The 19,685-nt window shown below is 71.4% G+C and carries 17 protein-coding genes; 9 read left to right on the top strand and 8 right to left on the bottom strand.

Annotated features, from left to right (window positions below; translation table 11 throughout):
• Positions 1-160: 160 nt before the first annotated feature.
• On the top strand, positions 161-373 hold the full coding sequence (locus tag ABZ622_RS13740) for a hypothetical protein (RefSeq protein WP_124719520.1): 213 nt from the start codon (positions 161-163) through the stop codon (positions 371-373).
• On the opposite strand, the gene ABZ622_RS13735 is transcribed toward ABZ622_RS13740, so the two are convergent.
• The 4 genes from ABZ622_RS13735 to ABZ622_RS13720 form a co-directional block, all read right to left on the bottom strand.
• The gene (locus ABZ622_RS13735) at positions 336-2,030 is read right to left on the bottom strand and encodes a bifunctional 3'-5' exonuclease/DNA polymerase (protein ID WP_360542679.1); all 1,695 of its coding nucleotides are present in this window, start codon (positions 2,028-2,030) and stop codon (positions 336-338) included. The genes ABZ622_RS13740 and ABZ622_RS13735 overlap by 38 nt on opposite strands.
• A gap of 151 nt (positions 2,031-2,181) precedes the next feature.
• A complete protein-coding gene (locus ABZ622_RS13730) occupies positions 2,182-3,240 on the bottom strand; it encodes a type III polyketide synthase (protein ID WP_360542677.1) in 1,059 nt (352 codons plus the stop codon).
• 559 nt (positions 3,241-3,799) lie between these two features.
• A complete protein-coding gene (locus tag ABZ622_RS13725) occupies positions 3,800-5,005 on the bottom strand; it encodes a cytochrome P450 (RefSeq protein ID WP_360542675.1) in 1,206 nt (401 codons plus the stop codon).
• Positions 5,006-5,239: 234 nt separating this feature from the next.
• Positions 5,240-6,244: a DUF1259 domain-containing protein gene (locus ABZ622_RS13720; RefSeq protein WP_360542673.1), complete on the bottom strand. Its 1,005-nt coding sequence runs from the start codon at positions 6,242-6,244 to the stop codon at positions 5,240-5,242.
• Positions 6,245-6,535: 291 nt separating this feature from the next.
• Here ABZ622_RS13720 and ABZ622_RS13715 point away from each other — a divergent pair, with 291 nt between their 5' ends.
• Entirely contained in the window at positions 6,536-7,732 is a 1,197-nt protein-coding gene (locus tag ABZ622_RS13715) for a DUF2786 domain-containing protein (protein ID WP_360542671.1), read from the top strand.
• A gap of 258 nt (positions 7,733-7,990) precedes the next feature.
• Entirely contained in the window at positions 7,991-10,207 is a 2,217-nt protein-coding gene (locus ABZ622_RS13710; protein WP_360542669.1) for an FUSC family protein, read from the top strand.
• 19 nt (positions 10,208-10,226) lie between these two features.
• Here the strand turns inward: ABZ622_RS13710 and ABZ622_RS13705 are convergent, their stop codons facing one another.
• Entirely contained in the window at positions 10,227-10,727 is a 501-nt protein-coding gene (locus ABZ622_RS13705) for a hypothetical protein (RefSeq protein WP_360542667.1), read from the bottom strand.
• Between the two features lie 253 nt (positions 10,728-10,980).
• Between ABZ622_RS13705 and ABZ622_RS13700 the strand changes: the two genes are divergently transcribed.
• A complete protein-coding gene (locus ABZ622_RS13700; protein ID WP_037690973.1) occupies positions 10,981-11,223 on the top strand; it encodes a DUF397 domain-containing protein in 243 nt (80 codons plus the stop codon).
• Between the two features lie 60 nt (positions 11,224-11,283).
• Here ABZ622_RS13700 and ABZ622_RS13695 read toward each other — a convergent pair whose 3' ends face one another.
• The gene (locus tag ABZ622_RS13695; RefSeq protein WP_360542664.1) at positions 11,284-11,781 is read right to left on the bottom strand and encodes an ATP-binding protein; all 498 of its coding nucleotides are present in this window, start codon (positions 11,779-11,781) and stop codon (positions 11,284-11,286) included.
• Positions 11,782-12,110: 329 nt separating this feature from the next.
• Here ABZ622_RS13695 and ABZ622_RS13690 point away from each other — a divergent pair, with 329 nt between their 5' ends.
• From ABZ622_RS13690 to ABZ622_RS13675, 4 genes are all read left to right on the top strand, one after another.
• Positions 12,111-12,992 carry a helix-turn-helix transcriptional regulator gene (locus ABZ622_RS13690; protein WP_259927850.1) on the top strand — a complete coding sequence of 294 codons (882 nt, stop codon included), beginning with the start codon at positions 12,111-12,113 and terminating at the stop codon, positions 12,990-12,992.
• A gap of 54 nt (positions 12,993-13,046) precedes the next feature.
• Complete coding sequence (locus tag ABZ622_RS13685) at positions 13,047-14,504, top strand: aldehyde dehydrogenase family protein (protein ID WP_360542662.1); 1,458 nt, start codon at positions 13,047-13,049, stop codon at positions 14,502-14,504.
• Positions 14,505-14,593: 89 nt separating this feature from the next.
• Positions 14,594-15,145: a DinB family protein gene (locus ABZ622_RS13680; RefSeq protein ID WP_360542660.1), complete on the top strand. Its 552-nt coding sequence runs from the start codon at positions 14,594-14,596 to the stop codon at positions 15,143-15,145.
• Positions 15,146-15,163: 18 nt separating this feature from the next.
• A complete protein-coding gene (locus tag ABZ622_RS13675) occupies positions 15,164-15,784 on the top strand; it encodes a PadR family transcriptional regulator (protein ID WP_360542658.1) in 621 nt (206 codons plus the stop codon).
• Between the two features lie 53 nt (positions 15,785-15,837).
• Here the strand turns inward: ABZ622_RS13675 and ABZ622_RS13670 are convergent, their stop codons facing one another.
• Together ABZ622_RS13670 and ABZ622_RS13665 are read right to left on the bottom strand one after the other, a co-directional pair.
• Positions 15,838-17,262 carry a glutamate decarboxylase gene (locus ABZ622_RS13670; protein WP_360542656.1) on the bottom strand — a complete coding sequence of 475 codons (1,425 nt, stop codon included), beginning with the start codon at positions 17,260-17,262 and terminating at the stop codon, positions 15,838-15,840.
• A 155-nt stretch (positions 17,263-17,417) separates the two neighbouring features.
• Positions 17,418-18,704 carry an ion channel protein gene (locus ABZ622_RS13665; RefSeq protein WP_360542654.1) on the bottom strand — a complete coding sequence of 429 codons (1,287 nt, stop codon included), beginning with the start codon at positions 18,702-18,704 and terminating at the stop codon, positions 17,418-17,420.
• A 136-nt stretch (positions 18,705-18,840) separates the two neighbouring features.
• Between ABZ622_RS13665 and ABZ622_RS13660 the strand changes: the two genes are divergently transcribed.
• Positions 18,841-19,599: a MerR family transcriptional regulator gene (locus ABZ622_RS13660; protein WP_360542652.1), complete on the top strand. Its 759-nt coding sequence runs from the start codon at positions 18,841-18,843 to the stop codon at positions 19,597-19,599.
• Positions 19,600-19,685 lie beyond the last annotated feature (86 nt).

Genomic DNA, 19,685 nt, shown 5'->3' with positions numbered 1-19,685 from the left:
ACAGCTCAGTGGGGGGGGGGGGGGGGGGTACGCCGCTGCGCGGGCGCGCTCCCGGGGATTCTTCCCGGGGGCGCGCTCCGGTCGGCGGAGTAGCCTGGAGGCGTACGGCTCCCGGTGAGCCGCTCGTGTCGGCCTGCGCATCGAAGGGGGCCGGTATCGCATGGACACCCTGGTCATGGTCGTGGTCGTCCTCGCGATGATCGCGATCGCAGCGTTCGTCATCCATCTGCTCAACGCCCGGCACCGGCATCAGCATCTGCGTCCGGCGCACTACGACCACGGGCTCGCCGGGTTCGGCGAGGGCCCCGGCACCGCACCCGGGTCCGCCCCGGGCACTACTTCGCGTCCGAATAACGCTCCACCACCGCCGTAGTGAACGGGAAACGCACCGGCGTATCACCGAAGGCGGTCCGCCCGGCCAGCTCACCGGCCGCCCGGATCGCCTCCACGACGGTCTCCGCCTCCTCCTGGGGGCAGTGCACGATCACCTCGTCGTGCTGGAAGAAGACCAGCTCCGCCCGCAGACCGGCCGAGCCGAGCGATTGGCGCAGGGCGGCCAGGAGCAGCAGCGCCCAGTCGGCCGCGCTGCCCTGCACCACGAAGTTACGGGTGAAGCGGCCCCGCGCGCGGGCGTTCGACGACGCGTAGCCGGGGGTGAACCCGCTGTCGGCGGAGGGCGGGTCGGCGCCCTCCTGAGGGATACCGGCCTCCTCGTCGGCCCCGCTCCCGACGGCGGGCGGGCTGGTCCGGCCCAGCCACGTCCGTACGAGACGTCCTTCCTCGCCCGCCTTCGCGGCATCGTCGACATAGGCCACGGCCAGCGGGAACCTCCGGCGCAGGGCGGCCAGATTCTTCAGGCCGTCGCCCGAGGTCTGGCCGTAGACGGCGCCCAGCAGTGCGATCTTGGCGTGGTCCCGGTCGCCGTGGAACGCCCGGTCCGACAGCGCCGTGTACAGATCGCCTTCGTGGCCCGCCACCTCCATCAGGCCGCGGTCGCGGGAGATCGCGGCGAGCACCCGGGGTTCCATCTGGTCGGCGTCCGCGACGACCAGCCGCCAGCCCTCGTCGGCGACGACCGCCCGCCGTATCACCTTGGGGATCTGGAGCGCCCCGCCGCCGTTGGTCGTCCAGCGGCCGCTGACCGTGCCGCCCGGCAGGTACTCGGGGCGGAAGCGACCGTCGCGCACCCAGTCCTGGAGCCAGCTCCAGCCGTGCGCCGTCCAGATCCGGTACAGCTTCTTGTACTGGACGAGGGGCTGCACCGCCGGGTGGTCCAGCTCCTCCAGCTCCCAGCGGCGGGTGGACCTCACCTTGATGCCGGCCTGCGCGAACGCCTTGATCACGTCGGCGGGGAGGTCGGGGCGGACCCGTCTGCCGAAGGCGGCGGAGACCTCGTCGGCCAGCTCGGCCAGCCTGCGGGGCTCGCCGCCGCCCGCGTAACGCTCGCCGAGCAGCTCGTCCAGGACCTGCCGGTGGACATCGGCGCGCCAGGGCAGACCGGACCTGTTCATCTCGGCGGCGACCAGCATGCCGGCCGACTCGGCGGCCGTGAGCAGCCGCATCCTGCCCGGGTGCTCGGTGGCGTCGTGCCTGCGGAGCTGGTCGGCGTACACCTGGAGCAGGTCCTCGAAGGGGAGCCGGGTGCCGGAGCGGGGCTCGAAGAGCGAGGACTGCGAGCCGGGCTCCGCTGAGCGGGCCGGGGGATCGGGGGGTACGGGGGCGCCCCGGAGGCGGGCGTGGGCGGCGGCAGCGGAACGGGGCTCACCTAGCCGGCCCTCGTGGGCGAGGAGGAGGGATTCGGCGACCTCGATGTCGTAACAACGGCCCACGGGGACGCCGGCCGCGAGCAGCCGAGGGTAGATCTCGGCGGTGGACCGCCACACCCAGCGGGTGACGTCGGGGCGGGAGCGGACCGCCTCCACCAGGTCGGGTTCGGCGACGACGGGGGCGGCGGGCAGGCCGGTGGGGTCCAGCGGGGCGAGGAGGGCGCCGCCGGTCTCCGTCATGGCCAGAGCCCACCGTTCGGTCATGTCTTCGAGTCTGGCACCCGGCACTGACATCGGGCCGCGACGCGCGCCGCCCCACCCAGGACGGGAGACGCCCGGGGACGGGAGACGGCCGGGGCGCGTCCCCCGGTCCGCAGATGCCTGGCGGGCTCTGGGGCCGGGGGACCGGAGGGCGTCAGGACTCGGACTCGCTCGTCCAGGTGCCCAGCGAGATCTCGGCGGTGATGCCGGGGCCGAAGCCGGCCATCAGACCCCGGTGGCCGTCGAGGGCCGATGCCTCGTCGAACATGCGGCCGAGGGCGTCGAGCACCACGGCGCTGGCTATGTTGCCGTACTCGGTGAGCGTGGCCCGGCTGAAGCGGAACGCCTCGGGCGGTACGTCCAGGAAGTGGCTCAGGTCGTCCAGGATGCGCGGTCCGCCCGCGTGGATGATGTAGAAGTCCATCTTGCCCGCGTTCCACTGGTTCTCCTCGGCGACCGCCTCCAGGGCCGGTGCGAGGGGCTCCATCGTGCCGGGCACCCGCTTGTCGAGCTGGAAGTGGAACCCGGTGGACCGGACCGCGTAGGAGATCCAGTCCTCGGTGGCCGGGATGACGTACGAGCCGTTGCGCTCCAGACGGACCCCGGTGCCGCCGCTGCCGCGGAGCACGACGGCGGCTATGCCGTCGCCGAACAGCCCGTTGGACAGCAGCGATCCGACACCCAGGTCGGTGGGCTGGTAACAGAGCGAGCAGAACTCGCAGGCCACGATCAGCACATTGCCGTCGGGGTACGCGGTGCAGAAGTCGTGGGCCCGGTTGACGGCCGCACCGCCCGCGGCGCAGCCGAGCTGGGCGATCGGCAGCTGCCGGGTCTCCGGCCGGAAGCCCATCTCACCGATGAGCCACGCGGTCGGCGGCGGCATCATGAAGCCGGTGCAGGAGACGTAGACGATCAAGTCGATCTGCTGCGGCTCCAGTTCGGCCTGGTCGAGCGCCTGGCGCACCACCGCCGGTACCCGGGCCTTGGTGTGTTGTTCGTAGGTGACGCTGCGGGCGTCGAAGCCCGGGTGCTGCAACACCTTGTCGATCGGCTGGATCAGATGCCGTTTCTGCACCCCGGTGTGTTCGATGAGACGAAGGACCAGGTCGATCTGCGGGTGGTCGCCGTGCAGCCGTCGAGCCAGGTCGAGGGTTTCCTCGTTGGTGATGACGTACTCGGGAACCGCAATGGCCGGCTTGCAGAGAACCGCCATGGAACTCCTCCTAAGCGGACATGGTCCAACACGGCCGGGCCCGAAGGGTTCCGGGGCTTCCCGGCCGGAGGCGGCCACCACGGTTCCGCACGCGCGGCGTTGCGCGGATGGGGATTCACTGGTGGATTCCGGCGCCGGGTCAGGTACCCCTGGAACGGGCGCGGACGGGCCGACCGTCGAAGACTGAGTTCTAGCCGTTCGTGGGCGGAAGCGGATCCGCCACGGCTTGGGTGGCCGTCGGAATCACGGTACGGCAGGCGGATCGGGGCCGCACGCCGAGCACCCGCCGGGAGCGCTGTGGCGGGTGCCGCGGAGGGCGCCGCGGAGAGCGTCGGGGGCCGGTCGGGGCCCGTGAGAGACCGGGTCGGGGCCGGGGAGAGTCCGGGTCGGGGCCGGAGAGAGTCCGGGTCGGGGACTGTGCGGGGTCGGGGAGGGGGCGGGGAGGGGACTGTGCCGGGTCGGGGAGGGGCCGGGCCCCGGTCGGCGGCCCGGAAAGTGGTCCGGGTTGCCGCCGGCCGGGGGCCGACGCATCATCGATGACGGCTGTCGGAGCGCCCGGTCACCACGTGACGGGCAGTTCGAGGGGATAGCGCCAGATCGACGTCCTGTTCCAGCGCACCTCCTCGGCCGGAGTCGCCAGTTTCAGTGCGGGGAAGCGCTTCAGCAGCGTCCCGATGGCGATCTGGAGCTCCGTGGCCGCGAGCGGGGCACCGAGGCAGTGGTGCCCGCCCCACCCGAAGGTCATGTGGGACGGTCCCTGCCGCTCCAGGTCCAGCTCGTCGGGGCGGTCGAACTTCCGGCCGTCGCGGTTGGCCGTCAGATAGGAGACGTGCACGATGTCCCCTTCCTGGATCCGTACGCCGCTCAGCTCCACGTCCTCCAGGGCGACCCGGGGGATGCCGACACCCTTGCGGAAGGGGATGAAGCGCAGCAGCTCCTCGATGGCCTGCGGGAGCATCTCGGGGCGGTCGCGGACCATGGCGAGCTCGTCGGGCCTGGTGAGCAGCGTGTAGGCGATGTTCCCGATCTCGTACGTGGTGGTGTCCTGGCCCGTGATGAGCAGGACCATGGCCATGACGGTCAGTTCCTGGTCGTTGAGGATCTCGTCCCCGTCGCGGGCGGTGGCCAGCGCGCTGATCAGGTCGTCGCCCGGGTCGGCGCGCCGCTGCGCGGTCAGCGTCTCGAAGTAGGAGCGGAGATCGGCCTTGGCGCGTACCGCGGCGGGCTTGTTCTCCACGGTGGTGTCCATCATGGTCCGGGCGTGGGCGCGTAGTTGGGCGCGGTCGGACTCCGGAATGTCGAGGACCTCGCAGATGGTGGTCAGCGGCAGCGGGGCGGCCAGGTGCTCGAACAGGTCGGCCGGGGTGCCGTGCTCCTCCATCCGGTCCAGCAGCTCGTCGACCACGTGCTGGGTGCGCACCCGCATGCGCTCCAGGTGGCGGGGGGCGAAGCCCTTGGAGATCAGGCTGCGCAGCCTGCTGCTTCCCGGCGGGTCCATCACATTGATCGCTTCGTCCTGCACGATCGGTTCGGGGGTCATGCGCGGGAAGTTCCGGCCGATGATGCCGGTACGGCTGAAGCGCCGGTCGGTGGTCACCGTACGCACGTCGTCGTAGCCGGTGACGAGCCATGCCTCGCCGTCGCCGTGCGGGAGGCGGATGCGGGAGACGGGCTCTTCGGTCATCAAGTGCCTGAGCACCGGGTCGAATTCGAGGGCCTCGGCGTAGTCGAACGGGCAGTGCCGTGCGCCGGCTACTGGTTCCATGCGGAGCTCCAGAGGGGGATCTGACGGGGGTTCACGAAATCGCGGGCCTGGACGGGACATGGGTGCCCGGTCGCCCGCGGGGCCACGCGCCGCCCCGGACCGATTGGTCCATATGCAGAACGGATCGGACGATGCCGGTCGCTGGACCGGCGCAATCCGGTCCGGCGGCCGGCGGGGGCGGGCGGTGACCGGTGGCCGGCGGGGCGGGCGGTGACCGGTGGTCCTCGGCCGGACTCAGCCGCCCGGTACGACGTTGGTGGCGTCCACCGCGCGGCGCAGCGCGCGGGCGAGCCGCACGCCGTCGTCCACCGCCCAGAAGTGGGTGAAGAACAGGCGGGGGTCCTCCGACAGGTGGTGGTTGTGCAGCTCGACGAGCTTGATCCCGCCGCGCCGCAGCGCCTTCAGCACGTGCGGGACCTCGTCGGCGAGCATGGCGCAGTCGCCGCTGAGCGCGGCCCGGCCGCCGCCGAGCGGCTGGAAGTTGAACGCGCTGGTCGAGCCCAGGCCGGGCGGCAGGATCAGATGGCCGTCCGAGACGGTCTCGCGGCGCACGAAGACGATCTTGTAGAGCCCGTCCTCGACGGAGCCCTTCGCCCCCAGCGCCGCCTCCATCCGGGCGATGTCCAGATCGACCGTGGCCGGCCGGGCCGGGGCCACCGCGGGCGGGGTGCCGGTGCGGTCGAATCCCGCGCGCAGCCCGCGGGCCAGGGCCACCGCGTCGTGGGCGTGTCCGTGGACATGGGCCCACCAGAGGTCGGGCGTCTGGGCGAGCAGGTGCTTGTGGAGCGCGGTCTGCTGGATCCCGTTCGCCTGCCATGCGTCGATCACGTGCTGGAGTTCGTCCTCGGTGACCACCACGTCGCCCATGACCATCGTGCTGCCGTCGGCGTAGCGGACGAAGGCCACGTGCGTGCCCAGTGCCAGCCCCGGGGTGACGACGACGCCGTCGGAGACCACCAGCAGATCCCGCCGGGGGAAAGCCGTGTGGTACGTCGTGCCGCGCAGCATGCTGCCACTGCGGCCGAGCGCCTTCGCGACGCCCGCCCAGTGGTCCAGCTCGGTCGGTACCGGCTTCACCAGTCTTCCGTGCCCCGGCCCGGTCGTTCCGGTGGGCAGGGCGCGGGCGGCGGCGGGGCTCGCCGCGGTCAGTACCGGCGCGAGCGCGGCGGCTGCCAGTACGCGCCGCCGTGACGTGATCACCCGTGCGTCGTCCGGGCTTTGCTGTCGGTCTCCGGTCATCGTCCGATCGCCTCCGTTGGTCGCCTTCATGGCGAGATGAAAGCATGCGAAATCATGACGAAAGAATGAAAGCGGATACTTCGTCAGCGGGTGGGGCTGGATGGACTAAACGCGCTGTCCGTCCGGGCCCGGTGAGGGCGTCCGTCCGCGGGGCAGGGCCGGCCGCCGGAAGGGGCTGAAGATCCTGGCCGGGCTCCCGGGGTCCGGCACGCGCATCTGCGGCGTCGCCGAACCGGCCGGGATCTTCGGCCCCCTCCCGCCCCGCCGTGCCACCCTGCCTACCCTGACCTCATGGAACCGGTGATCGACCAGGCATTCGCGGCAGCCCTCTACTCGGACGGCGACGCCGGTCTCGACGCCGGCGCCTCCCTGCTCGCCGCCGACCCGACGGCCGACGCGGAACTGTTCCGGCGCGGCGAGGAGTTCGTCCGCCGGGCCTGGGAGCGCGGCTGGCAGCCCGCCGATGTCGTACGCCTGGTCCGCCGCGACCTCGACGAGACGGCGGCCGGACTCGCCGCCGGGCTGATCGTCCCGGAGACCGCGCGGTACGAGCGGCTGCCGCCCCGCTGGCAGGGCCAGCTCGACGGGCTGCCCGCCGCACCGCCCCGCAACCGGCCGGACCGCTTCTCCTACGCCTCCGCCGTCCTCGGCCTGTACCGGCTGCTGCTCCGGCTCCCCGCGATCGAGCCGGTCGGGCCGCCGCCCGGCGCCTCCCCGCACGGGCTCCACCTGCCGCCGGCGCACGACGAGCCCCGGATGCTGACCCGGATCCGCGCCCTGCTCGCCAAGGCGGAGGCGACCGGCTTCCCCGAGGAGGCGGAGGCCCTCACCACCAAGGCGCAGGAGCTGATGGCCCGGCACTCCATCGACGAGGCCCTGCTCGCCGCCCGTACGCACAGCAAGGAGGCGCCGGGGGCGTGCCGGATCGGGGTGGACGCGCCGTACGAGACGGCGAAGGCGATCCTGCTCGACGCGGTCGCCGCCGCGAACCGCTGCCGCGCGGTGTGGAACAGCGACCTCGGCTTCTCCACGGTGGTCGGCTTCGAGCCGGACCTGGACGCCGTGGAACTGCTGCACACCTCCCTGCTGGTCCAGGGCACGGTGGCGATGACGAAGGCGGAGGCGGGCCAGCGGGCCGGCGGACGCAAGCGGACCAAGACGTTCCGGCAGTCGTTCCTGATGGCGTACGCCCAGCGGCTGGGCAGCAGGCTCGCCGCCGACACCGCCCGCGTCACCGCCGCCGCCGAGGCCGGTACCGGATCCGCGGCCGGACCGGCGGGGCCCGGCGGCCCCGGTCTGCTGCCGGTCCTCGCCGCCCGGGACATGGCCGTCACGGACACCGCCGAGCGGATGTTCCCCGAGACCACGACCACCCGGGTCCGGGGCGCCACCGACCTGGACGGATGGACCCACGGCACGGCGGCGGCGGACCGGGCCCGGATGGGCGGGAACGGTCCGGAGCTCCGAGGCGGCCGGGGCAAGCGCTGAGAAGCACGGGATGCCCCTTGCGCGGTGAGCGCCGAGAAGCACGGGATGCCCCTTGCGCGGTGAGCGCCGAGAAGCACGGGATGCCCCTTGCACGGCGGGCACCGAGAAGCATGGGACGCCCCCTGCGCGGCGACCGCCGAGGGAGCGCCCGGCGGACCCCGGTCGTGCCCCCACCCCCCCACGGCAACTCGGGCCAATCGGCAATTGCCGCACTCCCGGCAACTCGGGCCAATCGGTAATTCCGGTTAGGCTCTCGGCATGAGCTGGCTCCGGGCGCTGAAGGAGACCGCCCGCTCGGGCCTGTCGATCGAGCGGCGCCGTCTCGAACCGCTCATCGCGATCCGGGGCGCGGCCGGTCTCGCCCTCGTCATCGGGGTCAGCCTCGCGTTCTTCGGCCCGGTGGTCGCCGCGAGCTCCGCGTTCGGCGCGTTCCAGGCGGCCATCGCCACCTTCCAGCGCAGTTGGCGCCCCCGGCCCGTACTCGCCCTGGTCTCCGGGGCGAGCCTCGCCGTGTCGACGTTCCTCGGCTACCTCACCGGCTCCCGGCTGCCGCTGTTCCTCGCCCTGCTGGTGCTCTGGACGTTCATCGCGGGACTGGCCTGGGCGGCGGGCCCGACCGCCGGCATCATCGCGGCGTCCAACGTGGCGATCATGCTGGTCACGGTCACCCTGCCCACCTCCGTCGCCAACTCGGCCGTGCACGCCATGATGATCCTGTTCGGCGGAATCGTGCAGGCGGCGCTGATCGTCCTGTTCCCGGTACGCAGATGGGGCGCCCAGCGTGACGCCCTCGCCGACGCGCTGGCCGCCGAGGCCGACTACGCCCGGCGGCTGCGCCACGACCCGCTCGCCCCCTTCGACCCGGTGCCGCTGATGACGGCCCGCAGCGCGGCCGCGGTCACCCCGCGCCAGGCCCGCCGGCGGCCGCCCGAGCTGCGCGGCTCCCGAGGGGTCGCGGAACGGATCAGGCCCGTGCTCGCCTCGCTCGCCGACCCGTCCCTGGGGGTGCCGGACGAGGGGCCGGAGCGGGAACGGGTCCGTGAGCTGCTCGCCGCCGCCGGATCGGTGCTCGACTCGGCGGCCCGCGCGATCCGGCACGGCGACCCGGTCGAGCTGACCCCGTCCGCCGTCGCCGCGCTGAAGACACCGGACACCGGAACGTTGCTCACCGGCCCGCCGCTCCGCGCCGCCGACCGGCTCGGCGCACTGCTCTCCGACGTCATCGAGACGGCCGAGGGCGAGGGGACGAAGGAGCAGGACGCCAAGGCCGAGGAGGCCGCCGAGGCCATCAAGATCCCCTCGGACGGGACGCCCCCCGCCCCGCACCGCCGCCGTCCCACCCTGCTCCGGCTGGTCCCCGTCGTCGTGCAGGCGATGCGCGCGCAGCTGCGCCCGGGGTCACCGATCCTGCGGCACGCCGTCCGGGTGTCCGTCGTCGCGGCCGTCGGCTATCTCATCGGCACCGCGCTGCCGTTCGGCCACGGCTACTGGGCGCCGATGGCCGCCGTCATGGTGATGCGGCCGGAGTTCTCCCAGACCTACGGGCGGTCCGTGGCCCGGTTCGGCGGCACGATCGTCGGCGTCTCGCTCGCCACCGCGATCGTCCAGACCGCCCATCCCGGGGTGACCACGGCCGCGGTGCTCTCCGTGCTCTGCGCCCTGCTGATGTACCTGCTGATGGGCACGGGGTACGTGGTCGGCCAGGCCTGCGTCTCGGCGTACGTCGTCTTCCTGCTCGGGATGGCGGGCGACGACTGGTCGCAGACCGTGCTCGAACGGGTCGTCCTCACCCTGGCCGGCGGCCTGCTCGCGATGATCTCGTACGCCCTCTACCCGGCCTGGGAGACCCCGAGGCTGCGCGGCAGGCTCGGGGACTGGCTGAAGGCGGACGGGCGGTACGCCGCCTCGGTCGTCGACCAGTACGCCGAACCGGCCGCGCGCGGCCACGACGACGTGCGTTCCGCGCTGCTCGACACCCGTGAGGCCCGGGTCGCCTGGCAGGAGGCGCTGGCCACCGCCCAGCACGAACCGGTCCGCAACCGGGGCCTGTCCCGTGCCGCCGCCGACGACACCCAGCACGCGCTGGCCCAGCTGGGCCGGGCCGCGATGCTCCTGGAGGCCCATCTGCCGGGCGGCGGCGCCACCCCCGTACCGGACGCGGCGCGCCTGGCCGGGGCGCTGCGCCGGGCCACCGAGCAGGGGGCGAAGTCGGTGCGGGAGCGGAAGGTGCCGGACTGGGCCGAGGTGCGCGAGGCGCTGGCGGAGTGGGACGCGCGGCAGCTCGCGGACGAGGGGAAGGCGGACCCCTTCGTACGGGAAGGGGCCCACCTGCTCCTCGAAGCCCTGGAGGATTTCTCCCGGGGGCTGGACGGAAAGCCGAAGAACGCTCCGAATGCGGCTCCGGCTCCGAAGACCGCTCCGAAGACGGATCCGGAGCCGAAGCCGACGAACCCGCCTTCGGATCAAAAGGATTGAGAAGACCGGGCGGCAGCCGTCAGGGAGCCGTGGTCGGCAGGTCGGCCAGGTCCGGCAGGCCGGACGGCAGGGCGCCCGGGTCGGTCTTGGCCAGGGTGTCCTCGACCCCGCCGGCCCAGGAGACCACGACGGTCTTGCCGTCGTTGGACTCGACGGTTCCCGCGGTGCGGTCGGCGGCGCCGTCGACGCACTTCAGCGTGAGCGTCACCTTGTCCGCGTCCTGCACGGTGCCCGTGCAGGCGTGCTGTTCGGTGACGAGCACGGCCTTGCCCGACGCCACCGACAGGACGACCGCCTTGCCGTCGGTCTTCCCGGCCCAACCGCCTTCCAGCGCCGCCGCGTTCGTCCCGGACCCGCTGTCGTCGCCGGACGACCCGCCGGACGTCCCGCCGGGCTGATCCGAGGCGGTGGAGCCGCTCGGGGCGTCGCTCTTCTCGCTGTCGCTGCCGCAGCCGGTCAGTGCCGCGGCGGAGAGGATTCCGGCGGCGATCACCACGCCGGTCCGTACGAGCCTGTGCATCTGTAATTCCCCCTTGTTGACGAAAGACCGAGCCAAGTTATCAGCGGGTTCCGCCGGGATGGAGAGCTCGACCCGGGGTAGACGCAGCCGAAACGGCGTCCGCTGCGTCTATCCATACGGAGTAAAGCTGTAATCGCGGGAACACCCCGCGTGCACGTGCATCCGCGCATGCATCTGCGCATGCAGGTACATTTGAACAGAGCTATGATCCGAGACAGTTGACACTTGCACCTTGCAACTCGGGGAGCGTCCTGTGCACCACGTGTACAACGGCATGGCGGCCACAGAGCTTCGCGGAGTCGTCTGGCAGAAGAGCAGACACAGCAACTCCCAGGGTTCCTGCGTGGAGTTCGCGAAACTGCCCGACGGAGATGTGGCGATGCGGAATTCGCGCCACCCCGACGGGCCGGCGCTGGTCTATACGCCGGCCGAGATAGAGGCGTTGCTGCTCGGCGTGAAGGACGGGGAGTTCGACCACCTCATAGCGGGCGGCTGAGCGCTCCCCGCGGGCCGGTGTCCGGCCCGGACCGCCGGCCGCTCGTCGCGGCCGGGCGGATCAGACGCCGTCGGAGAGCCGGAACAGCGCCCAGACCACCTTGCCGCGCGACGACGCCGGGGCGTTCGGGCCCTCCGTCTCCGGCGAGGGGTGCCAGCCCCACGAGTCGCTGAAGGACTCCACGAGGAAGAGGCCGCGGCCGGATTCCGCGCAGTCCGGCGCCTCGGAGGCGACCGGGCTCTCCTGGCTGGGGTCGCGCACCGCGCACACCAGCCGTGAGCTCCAGCGCATCAAGTGCAGCCGTACCGGCGGGTCCTGGGACTCCGGCGCGGTGCTGTCCGAGGGCAGGGCGTGCCGCAGGGCGTTGGTGACGAGTTCGGAGACCACCAGCGCGACGTCGTCGAACCGGTCGGCGAGCCCCCATCCGTTCAGCGTCGTCCGGGTGAACCGCCTCGCCCCGCCCACGGCTTCGTAGCGGGCGGGCAGTGTGCAGGTGGCCGATCCGGAGACGCCTGAGGGATCGATGGGGGGAAGCCCCTGCCGTAACGGCTCGAGCATCGTCGATCCATTCGTCCCCATGCGAGGCACTCCCGGGATTCGCGGCTGTATCAGAACTGCGGGGGGTACAGCGGCACAACACGAACGAGCACGCAGGTGCGCGAGCCCCATGGTTCCCAATGCGTAGGGCAGATGCAAGGGCAGATGCACGTGCACGCGCCTGACCTGTCCGAACCCGTGCCGGTTCTTGGTCATTTCTCCCTGCGCGTATTTTCACAGCTTTCTGGAAGGCTTCTCATTTCCGTAATCGAATGAGTACGGGCTGAAGCGTTTTGGTGGCAGAATCCGGCACTTGGGGTTCAGGGGGGAGCCCCGATGCCAGGGAAGCGATGGGGAGGACCGGGCCAGTGGCGGCAGGCGAGTCGAGTGGATCTGTGGTGCGGCGCATCCTGCTGGGCTCGCAGCTCAGGCGGCTGCGCGACTCGCGCGGCATCACCCGTGAGGCGGCCGGCTACTCCATCCGGGCCTCCGAATCGAAGATCAGCCGCATGGAGTTGGGACGGGTGAGCTTCAAGGCAAGGGACGTCGAGGATCTGCTCACGCTCTACGGAGTCACGGACGAGGCGGAGCGCGACGCCCTGCTCGGTCTGGCGCGTGAGGCCAATGTGGCGGGCTGGTGGCACAGTTACGGCGATGTGCTGCCGGGCTGGTTCCAGACGTACATCGGACTGGAGGGAGCGGCATCGCTCATCCGGGTGTACGAAGTCCAGTTCGTGCACGGCCTGTTGCAGACCGAGGCGTACGCACACGCGGTCGTCACCCGGGGCATGGGTGCCGCGCCCGCCGTCGAGATCGACCGCCGGGTGGCACTGCGGCTGGAGCGTCAGAAGGCCCTCGTCTCCGAACGCGCACCCCATCTCCACGCCGTACTGGACGAGGCGGCGCTGCGCCGGCCGTACGGCGATCGTGAAGTGATGCGCGGGCAATTGCGGCATCTGATCGAAATGTCGGAACAGCCCAACGTCACTCTCCAGGTCATGCCCTTCAGTTTCGGCGGGCATGCCGGCGAGAGCGGTTCTTTTACGATGCTGCGATTCCCGGAATCCGATCTGTCGGACATTGTCTATTTGGAGCAGCTGACAAGTGCGCTCTATCTGGACAAGGCCGAAGAAGTCGCTCAGTACGAAAAGGCCATGGTGCGACTCCACGAGGACAGCCCCGGGCCCGAGGAGAGCCGCGATCTGCTGCGTGGTCTACTCCAACTCACCTGATTCGTCAGTACGATGACGGTTCGACGGGAGTTGCACCTGAGTCAAGGGATCGGCATGTCCTTCTTCTACGAGCTGGCCGACCAATACATCGACGGTGAGTGGCGGACCGGAACCGGCTCGTGGGACATCATCGATTTCAACCCCTTCAACGGGGAGAAACTCGCCGCGATCACCATTGCCACCGCGCAGGAGGTCGACCTGGCCTACCGCGCCGCCGAGCGCGCCCAGCGCACCTGGGCCACCACCGGACCGTACGAGCGCCGCGAAATCCTGGAACGCGCACTGCGTATCACCGGGGAACTGCGCGACGGCATCGTCGAAGCGATCATCGATGAACTCGGCGGCACCCGCGTCAAGGCGGAGTACGAGGTCCGGGTCGCCGAGGAATTCCTGCGCGACGCGATCCGGCAGGCGCTGCGTCCGCCCGGCAGGCTGCTGCCCGCCCTGGCGGACGGCAAGGAGAATCGCCTCTACCGGCTGCCCGTCGGTGTCGTCGGTGTGATCAGCCCGTTCAACTTCCCTTTCCTGGTGGCGATGAAATCCGTCGCACCCGCCCTCGCGCTCGGCAACGCGGTAGTCGTCAAGCCCAACCAGAACGCCCCGATCGTCGGCGGCACCCTGATCGCGAAGATCTTCGCGGACGCCGGACTGCCCGCGGGACTGCTCAACGTCGTGATCACCGATGTCGCGGAGATCGGCGACGCGTTCATCGAGCACCCCGTGCCCAAGGTGATCTCGTTCGCCGGCTCGGACCGGGTCGGCCGCCATGTCGGCGCGGTCGCGGCCGGGCACTTCAAGCGGACGATCCTCGAACTCAGCGGCAACAGCGCCCTGGTGGTGCTGGAGGACGCGGACATCGACTACGCGGTCGACGCCGCCGTGCACAGCCGCTTCGTCTACCAGGGGCAGGTCTGCATGGCCGCCAACCGGATCCTGGTGGACCGCCGTGTCGAGCGGGAGTTCACCGAGAAGTTCACCGCCGCGGTCGCCGCGCTGAAGACCGGTGACCCGCGCGAACCGGAGACCCGGATCGGCCCGGTCATCAACACCTTCCAGGCCGACGCCCTGACCGCACTGGTCGACCAGGCGATCGCCGAGGGGGCCACCGCACTCGTCCGGGGCCGGACCCGCGGCAACCTCGTGGAGCCGACAGTGCTCGCCGGGCTCCCCGACGGCTCACCGCTGCTGTCCCAGGAGATATTCGGCCCGGTGGCGCTGCTGCTGACATTCGACGGCGAAGACGAGGCCGTACGCATCGCCAACGACACCCCGTACGGGCTGAGCGGCGCCGTGCACACCGGCAGCACCGAACGCGGGGTGCGGTTCGCGCGGCGGATCGTCAGCGGGATGTTCCATGTCAACGACTCGACCGTGCAGGACGATCCGCTGGTGGCGTTCGGCGGCGAGAAGTCCTCCGGGCTCGGCCGGCTGAACGGCGAGGCGACCGTCGAGGCCTTCACCACCCAGCGATGGATCTCGATCCAGCACGGCCGAAGCGAATTCCCGTTCTGATTCTCGAGTTGAGGACAGAGGCTGACCGCAAGGGTCCGTAGTTTGGTCGGTGTCAGAAAGAACCGGCACGGATCATCAAGGCGGACACCATGGTCACCCACGTTCCCTCGGAAGCCCCCGGCGACGAGCGCGGCATGTTCCTTTCCTTCATCGAGGCCCAGCGCGGCGCGATCCGGCGCTCCCTGATCGGGCTGACCGAGGAGCAGGCGGCGAGCCGGCCCAGCGCCAGTGAGCTCTCCCTCTCCGGACTGGCCAAGCATGTCGCCGAGGTCGAGCTGAACTGGCTGCGGATGGCCCAGCAGCAGCTGAACGAGCTCGTCCGGAACGAGACCACCTGGGCGGACGGCTTCCGGCTCGTCGGCGACGAGACGGTGGAGCAGGTGCTGAAGTTCTGGGACGGCGTCGTGGCCGAGGAGGAGGAGTTCATCCGCTCGGTGCCCAGTCTGGACGACACCTTCCCGCTGCCGGAGGCGCCCTGGTTCCCGAAGGACGGGCGGGTCTCGATGCGCTGGCTGCTGGCCCACCTCGTCGAGGAGATCGCCCGGCACGCCGGGCACGCCGACATCATCCGGGAGTCCCTGGACGGCCGGACCGCGTTCGAGCTGGTCGCCGAGGCGAAGGGCTACTCTAATCAAAGTTGAGTAGAAGAGGTGCGTGAGATGTCCGCGATCCGGCTCCTGGTCCTCTGCGCCGTGCGTCAGCACGGCCGGGCACACGGCTATCAGGTCCGCAACGACCTGGAGTACTGGGGCGCGCACGAGTGGTCCAACGCCAAGCCCGGGTCGGTCTATCACGCACTGAAGCAGATGGCGAAGCAGGGACTGCTGCTCGCCCACGAGACCGCCCCGAGCACGGCGGGCGGCCCGCCCCGTACCGAGTACGAGATCACCGGGCGGGGTGACGAGGAGTACTTCACGCTGCTGCGCGCGGCGCTGACCTCGTACGACCAGAAGCCGGACCTGCTCTCGGCGGCCCTCGGCGGGATCGTCGACCTGGAGCGGGCCGAGGCGGTCGCGCTGCTCAAGGAGCGGGTCGCCGGTCTCGCGGCCTGGCGGGCCACGGTCACGGAGTACTACACGCCGGAGGCCGGGCCCGAGTCGATCGGCCACATCGGCGAGATCATGAACATGTGGGTCCACTCGGCGGACGCCGGGGCCGAGTGGACGCGCGGGCTGATCGCCCGCATCGAGGGCGGGGCGTACACCTTCGCGGGGGAGGGCGAGCCCTTCGTCGGGGTGCTCGCCGAGGGGCAGGAGAATCCCTACGCGAAGGAGCGCTGACCCCGCTCGGCGGCGGACCGGCTGGGAGGACGTCCCGGTGGCGGAAGGACGTCTCAGTGGTGGAAGGACGTCGCCGTCTGCCGGTCGCGGCTCATCGGGTGCGGCTGGCGGCGCAGGTCGGTGAGGACCACCTTGATGTCCTCCAGCAGCAGCTCGGCGAGGTCCGACGAGAAACCGTTGCGGCACACCACCCGCAGCACCGCCAGGTCCTGCCGGTTGGCCGGGAAGGTGTACGCGGGCACCAGCCAGCCCTGCTCGCGCAGCCGCCGCGACACGTCGAAGACGTCGTACGCCTCCACCCCCGGCGCGGTCGTCACCGCGAAGACGGGCAGCTGGTCGCCCCGGGTGAGGAGGCGGAAGTCGCCGATCGCCTCGATCCGTTCCGCGAGCCCGCGCGCCACGTCCCGGGACGCCTGCTGGACGGCCCGGTAACCATCCCGGCCCAGTCGCAGGAAGGTGTAGTACTGCGCGACCACCTGCGCGCCGGGCCGGGAGAAGTTCAGCGCGAAGGTCGGCATGTCGCCGCCCAGGTAGTTGACCCGGAACACCAGCTCCTCGGGCAGCTCTGCGGGTGAGCGCCACAGCACCCAGCCGACGCCCGGGTAGACCAGGCCGTACTTGTGCCCGGAGGTGTTGATGGAGGAGACCCTCGGCAGCCGGAAGTCCCACACCAGGTCCTCGTCCAGGAACGGCGCCACCATCGCCCCGGAGGCCCCGTCCACGTGTACGGGGATGTCGAGGCCGGTGCGCTCCTGGAGGGCGTCCAGCGCCGCGCACAGCTCCGCGATCGGCTCGTAGGAACCGTCGAAGGTGGAGCCGAGGATGCCGACGACGCCGATGGTGTTCTCGTCGCAGAGGTCGGCCGCGGCCTGCGGGTCGAGATGGAAGCGGTCGCCCTCCATCGGGACCAGCCGCGGCTCGACCTCCCAGAAGTTGCAGAACTTGTCCCAGCAGACCTGCACATTGATGCCCATGACCAGGTTCGGCCGGGCGGCCGCCGGATAGCGGTCGGCGTTCCTGGTCGCCCAGCGGCGCTTCAGCGCCATTCCGGCGAGCATGCAGGCCTCGCTGGAGCCGGTCGTCGAACAGCCCACGACGGCCGAGGGGTCGGGGGCGTTCCAGAGGTCGGCGAGCATCGCCACACAGCGCCGCTCCAGCTCGGCGGTGCGCGGGTACTCGTCCTTGTCGATCATGTTCTTGTCGCGGCACTCGGCCATCAGCACCCCGGCCTGGGGCTCCATCCAGGTGGTGACGAAGGTGGCGAGGTTGAGCCGTGAGTTGCCGTCGAGCATCAGCTCGTCGTGGACCAGGCCGTACGCGGTCGACGGCGGCATCGGCCCGTCGGGCAGCTTGTGCCGGGGCGGCGCCGACTCCATGCCCGCGGCCGGGTCGGCCTCCCCGTAGAACGGGTTGAGGGCGAGTCGGCGGCGGGCGTCGGACGGTTCCGTGGTCTGGGGCGACCCCTTGTGGAGAGGCATCGGGGGCGGTCCTTTCAGCTCTCGGCGGTGAGGCCGTCCTTGATGGCCCGGGTGAACTTCGCAAACCCGAATGAATCGATCCGGATGCGACGATACGGAAGAGACGGGCGTTCAGCGCGTCGGGAGGCGGCGCCCGGTCCGGGAGGGGTCCGGGCTCACTTCAGCGGCGTACCGTCCTCGTGCAGCTGCATCTGCGGCCGCCCGGTCACCAGCAGCCAGACGGGCAGCGACGCGACGCACAGCATCGGCAGCACGGCCGCGTCGCTCACCAGCACCGCCGCGGTGAACAGGCTCAGCCAGCCCTGCCGGGTGATGGCCAGCAGCATCCCCAGCACCCCGCAGGTCACCGCCAGTGCCACCGGCACCGAGGCGACCAGGGCGTGGGCGCAGAGCCCCAGCGCGACGCCCACGAAGACGGCGGGGAAGATCCGCCCGCCCCGGAAGCCGCAGCTCGCCGCGATCACCAGCGCGGCCGTCTTCACCACGGCCATGACCGCGAACTGCCCGGCCGGCCATCCGCTCGGGTCGGCGGCCAGCTCCTTCACCTCGTCGAGCCCCTTGAACAGGGTGAGATGGCCGCCCAGCGCGCCCAGCAGTCCGAGCAGCAGCCCGCCGGCCGTCAGCGCCAGGACCGGGTGCTTCAGGGCCCGGAAGAACCGGTGCGCGTACGGGAGCGCGTACACGGCCAGCATGCCGAGCACCGCCCCCGCCAGGGCGATCACGACGGCGGAGAGCAGGTCGCCCCAGTGCGGGCCGTCGTAGGCCGGCAGTGCCAGGTCGAAGCTGGGGTGGGCCAGCAGCGTCATGGTGAGCGCACCCGCGGTGCCCGCCGCGAGCGGGCCGAAGAGGCGGTCCCAGAGCGCGCCCGGTCCGGCGCGCTCCGTGAGGGTCTCGGTGAGGATCAGTGCGGCGCCGACCGGGGTGCCGAAGAGCGCCCCAATGGTGCCGGCCGCGGCGAGCGAGAGCCAGAGCTCCATCGGAGTGCCGGGCACGAAACGGCGGCCGAGCCAGAAGGCCAGCGCGATGTTGGCGGCCGTGATCGGATTCTCCGGGCCGAGGCTGACCCCGCCCGCCAGGGTCACGGCCGTGACCAGCAGCAGCCCCGGGACCACGCCCGGCGGCAGCGGCGGATCGACCAGCCCGGTGGTCGCCGGATCGGGGCCCGCGTGACCGGGCACCACCCGGACGAGCAGCCCGACCGCCAGCCCGCTCACGGTGAGCATCACGATCATCCAGAGCGTGGAGTAGCGGCCGACGGAGAGCGCGTCGGGGAGCGTCTCCCAGAGCACGTCCTGAAGCCTCTCCGCGAGCAGGCTGACGCCGAGCAGGACGAGGGCGGAGAGGACCCCGACGGCCAGTGCGGGCACGATGACGGGCAGCAGCCGCCGTACGGGGGTGGACTCGGGCACGGGTCCGGCGGGCACGGAGGAATCGATGGCCATCGGCTCACCATAACGATACAAAAGGCACATAACCGCCCTAATGGCGCCGGGGTGACGGCATTTCGGGCTTGCACCTCACGTCACGTCAGGGCTCAGGCTCGCTACGTACCCGATCGGAGAAGGGAGCGGGGAAGCCATGGAGTACCCCGTGGGACAGGTCGCCGGATTCGCCGGAGTCACGGTGCGCACCCTGCACCACTACGACGGAATCGGACTGCTCTCGCCCAGCGGGCGCAGCCGGGCCGGGCACCGCCGTTACGACGACGGCGACCTCGACCGGCTCCAGCAGATCCTGTTCTACCGGGAACTCGGCTTCCCGCTCGACGAGATCGCGGTACTGCTCGACGATCCGGGAGCGGACCCGCAGGAGCACCTGCGGCGACAGCACCGGCTGCTCTCCGACCGGATCGCCGAACTGCGAAGAATGGCCGCCGCCGTCGAAACAGCCATGGAGGCACGGAAGATGGGCATCAACCTCACGCCCGAGGAGAAGTTCGAGGTCTTCGGGGGCAAGGACCCCGAGGAGCACGCCGAGGAGGCGGAACGCCGCTGGGGCGGCACCGACGCCCACGCCGAGTCGCAGCGCCGGGCCGCCGGGTACACCAAGGACGACTGGAAGCGGATGCAGGCGGAGGTCGCCGAGTGGGGCGCCGCCTACGACGCGCTGATGGAGGCCGGGGAGCCGGCCACCGGTGAGCGGGCGATGGACCTGGCCGAGGCCCACCGGCTGCACATCGGCAAGTGGTTCTACGAGTGCACCACCGAGATCCACCAGGGGCTCGCCGGGATGTACGTGTCCGACCCGGGTTTCCGCGCGTTCTACGAGTCGATGCGGCCGGGCCTGGCCGAGCACCTGCGGGACGCGATCGACGCCAACGCACGGCGCCTGGCGTGACCGCCGCGGGGTGGGGGCGCCCCCACCCCCCCGCCCCCCCCCTCACCTCCTGCTGATCACGACCGCCGTTCCGTACGCGCCCACCA

Origin of the sequence: Streptomyces sp. NPDC007164, assembly GCF_040634135.1 — a bacterium.
GTDB lineage: Bacteria > Actinomycetota > Actinomycetes > Streptomycetales > Streptomycetaceae > Streptomyces > Streptomyces sanglieri.
The sequence above is the reverse complement of the archived record's forward strand: the minus strand, read 5'-3'. Positions and strand labels throughout refer to the sequence as shown.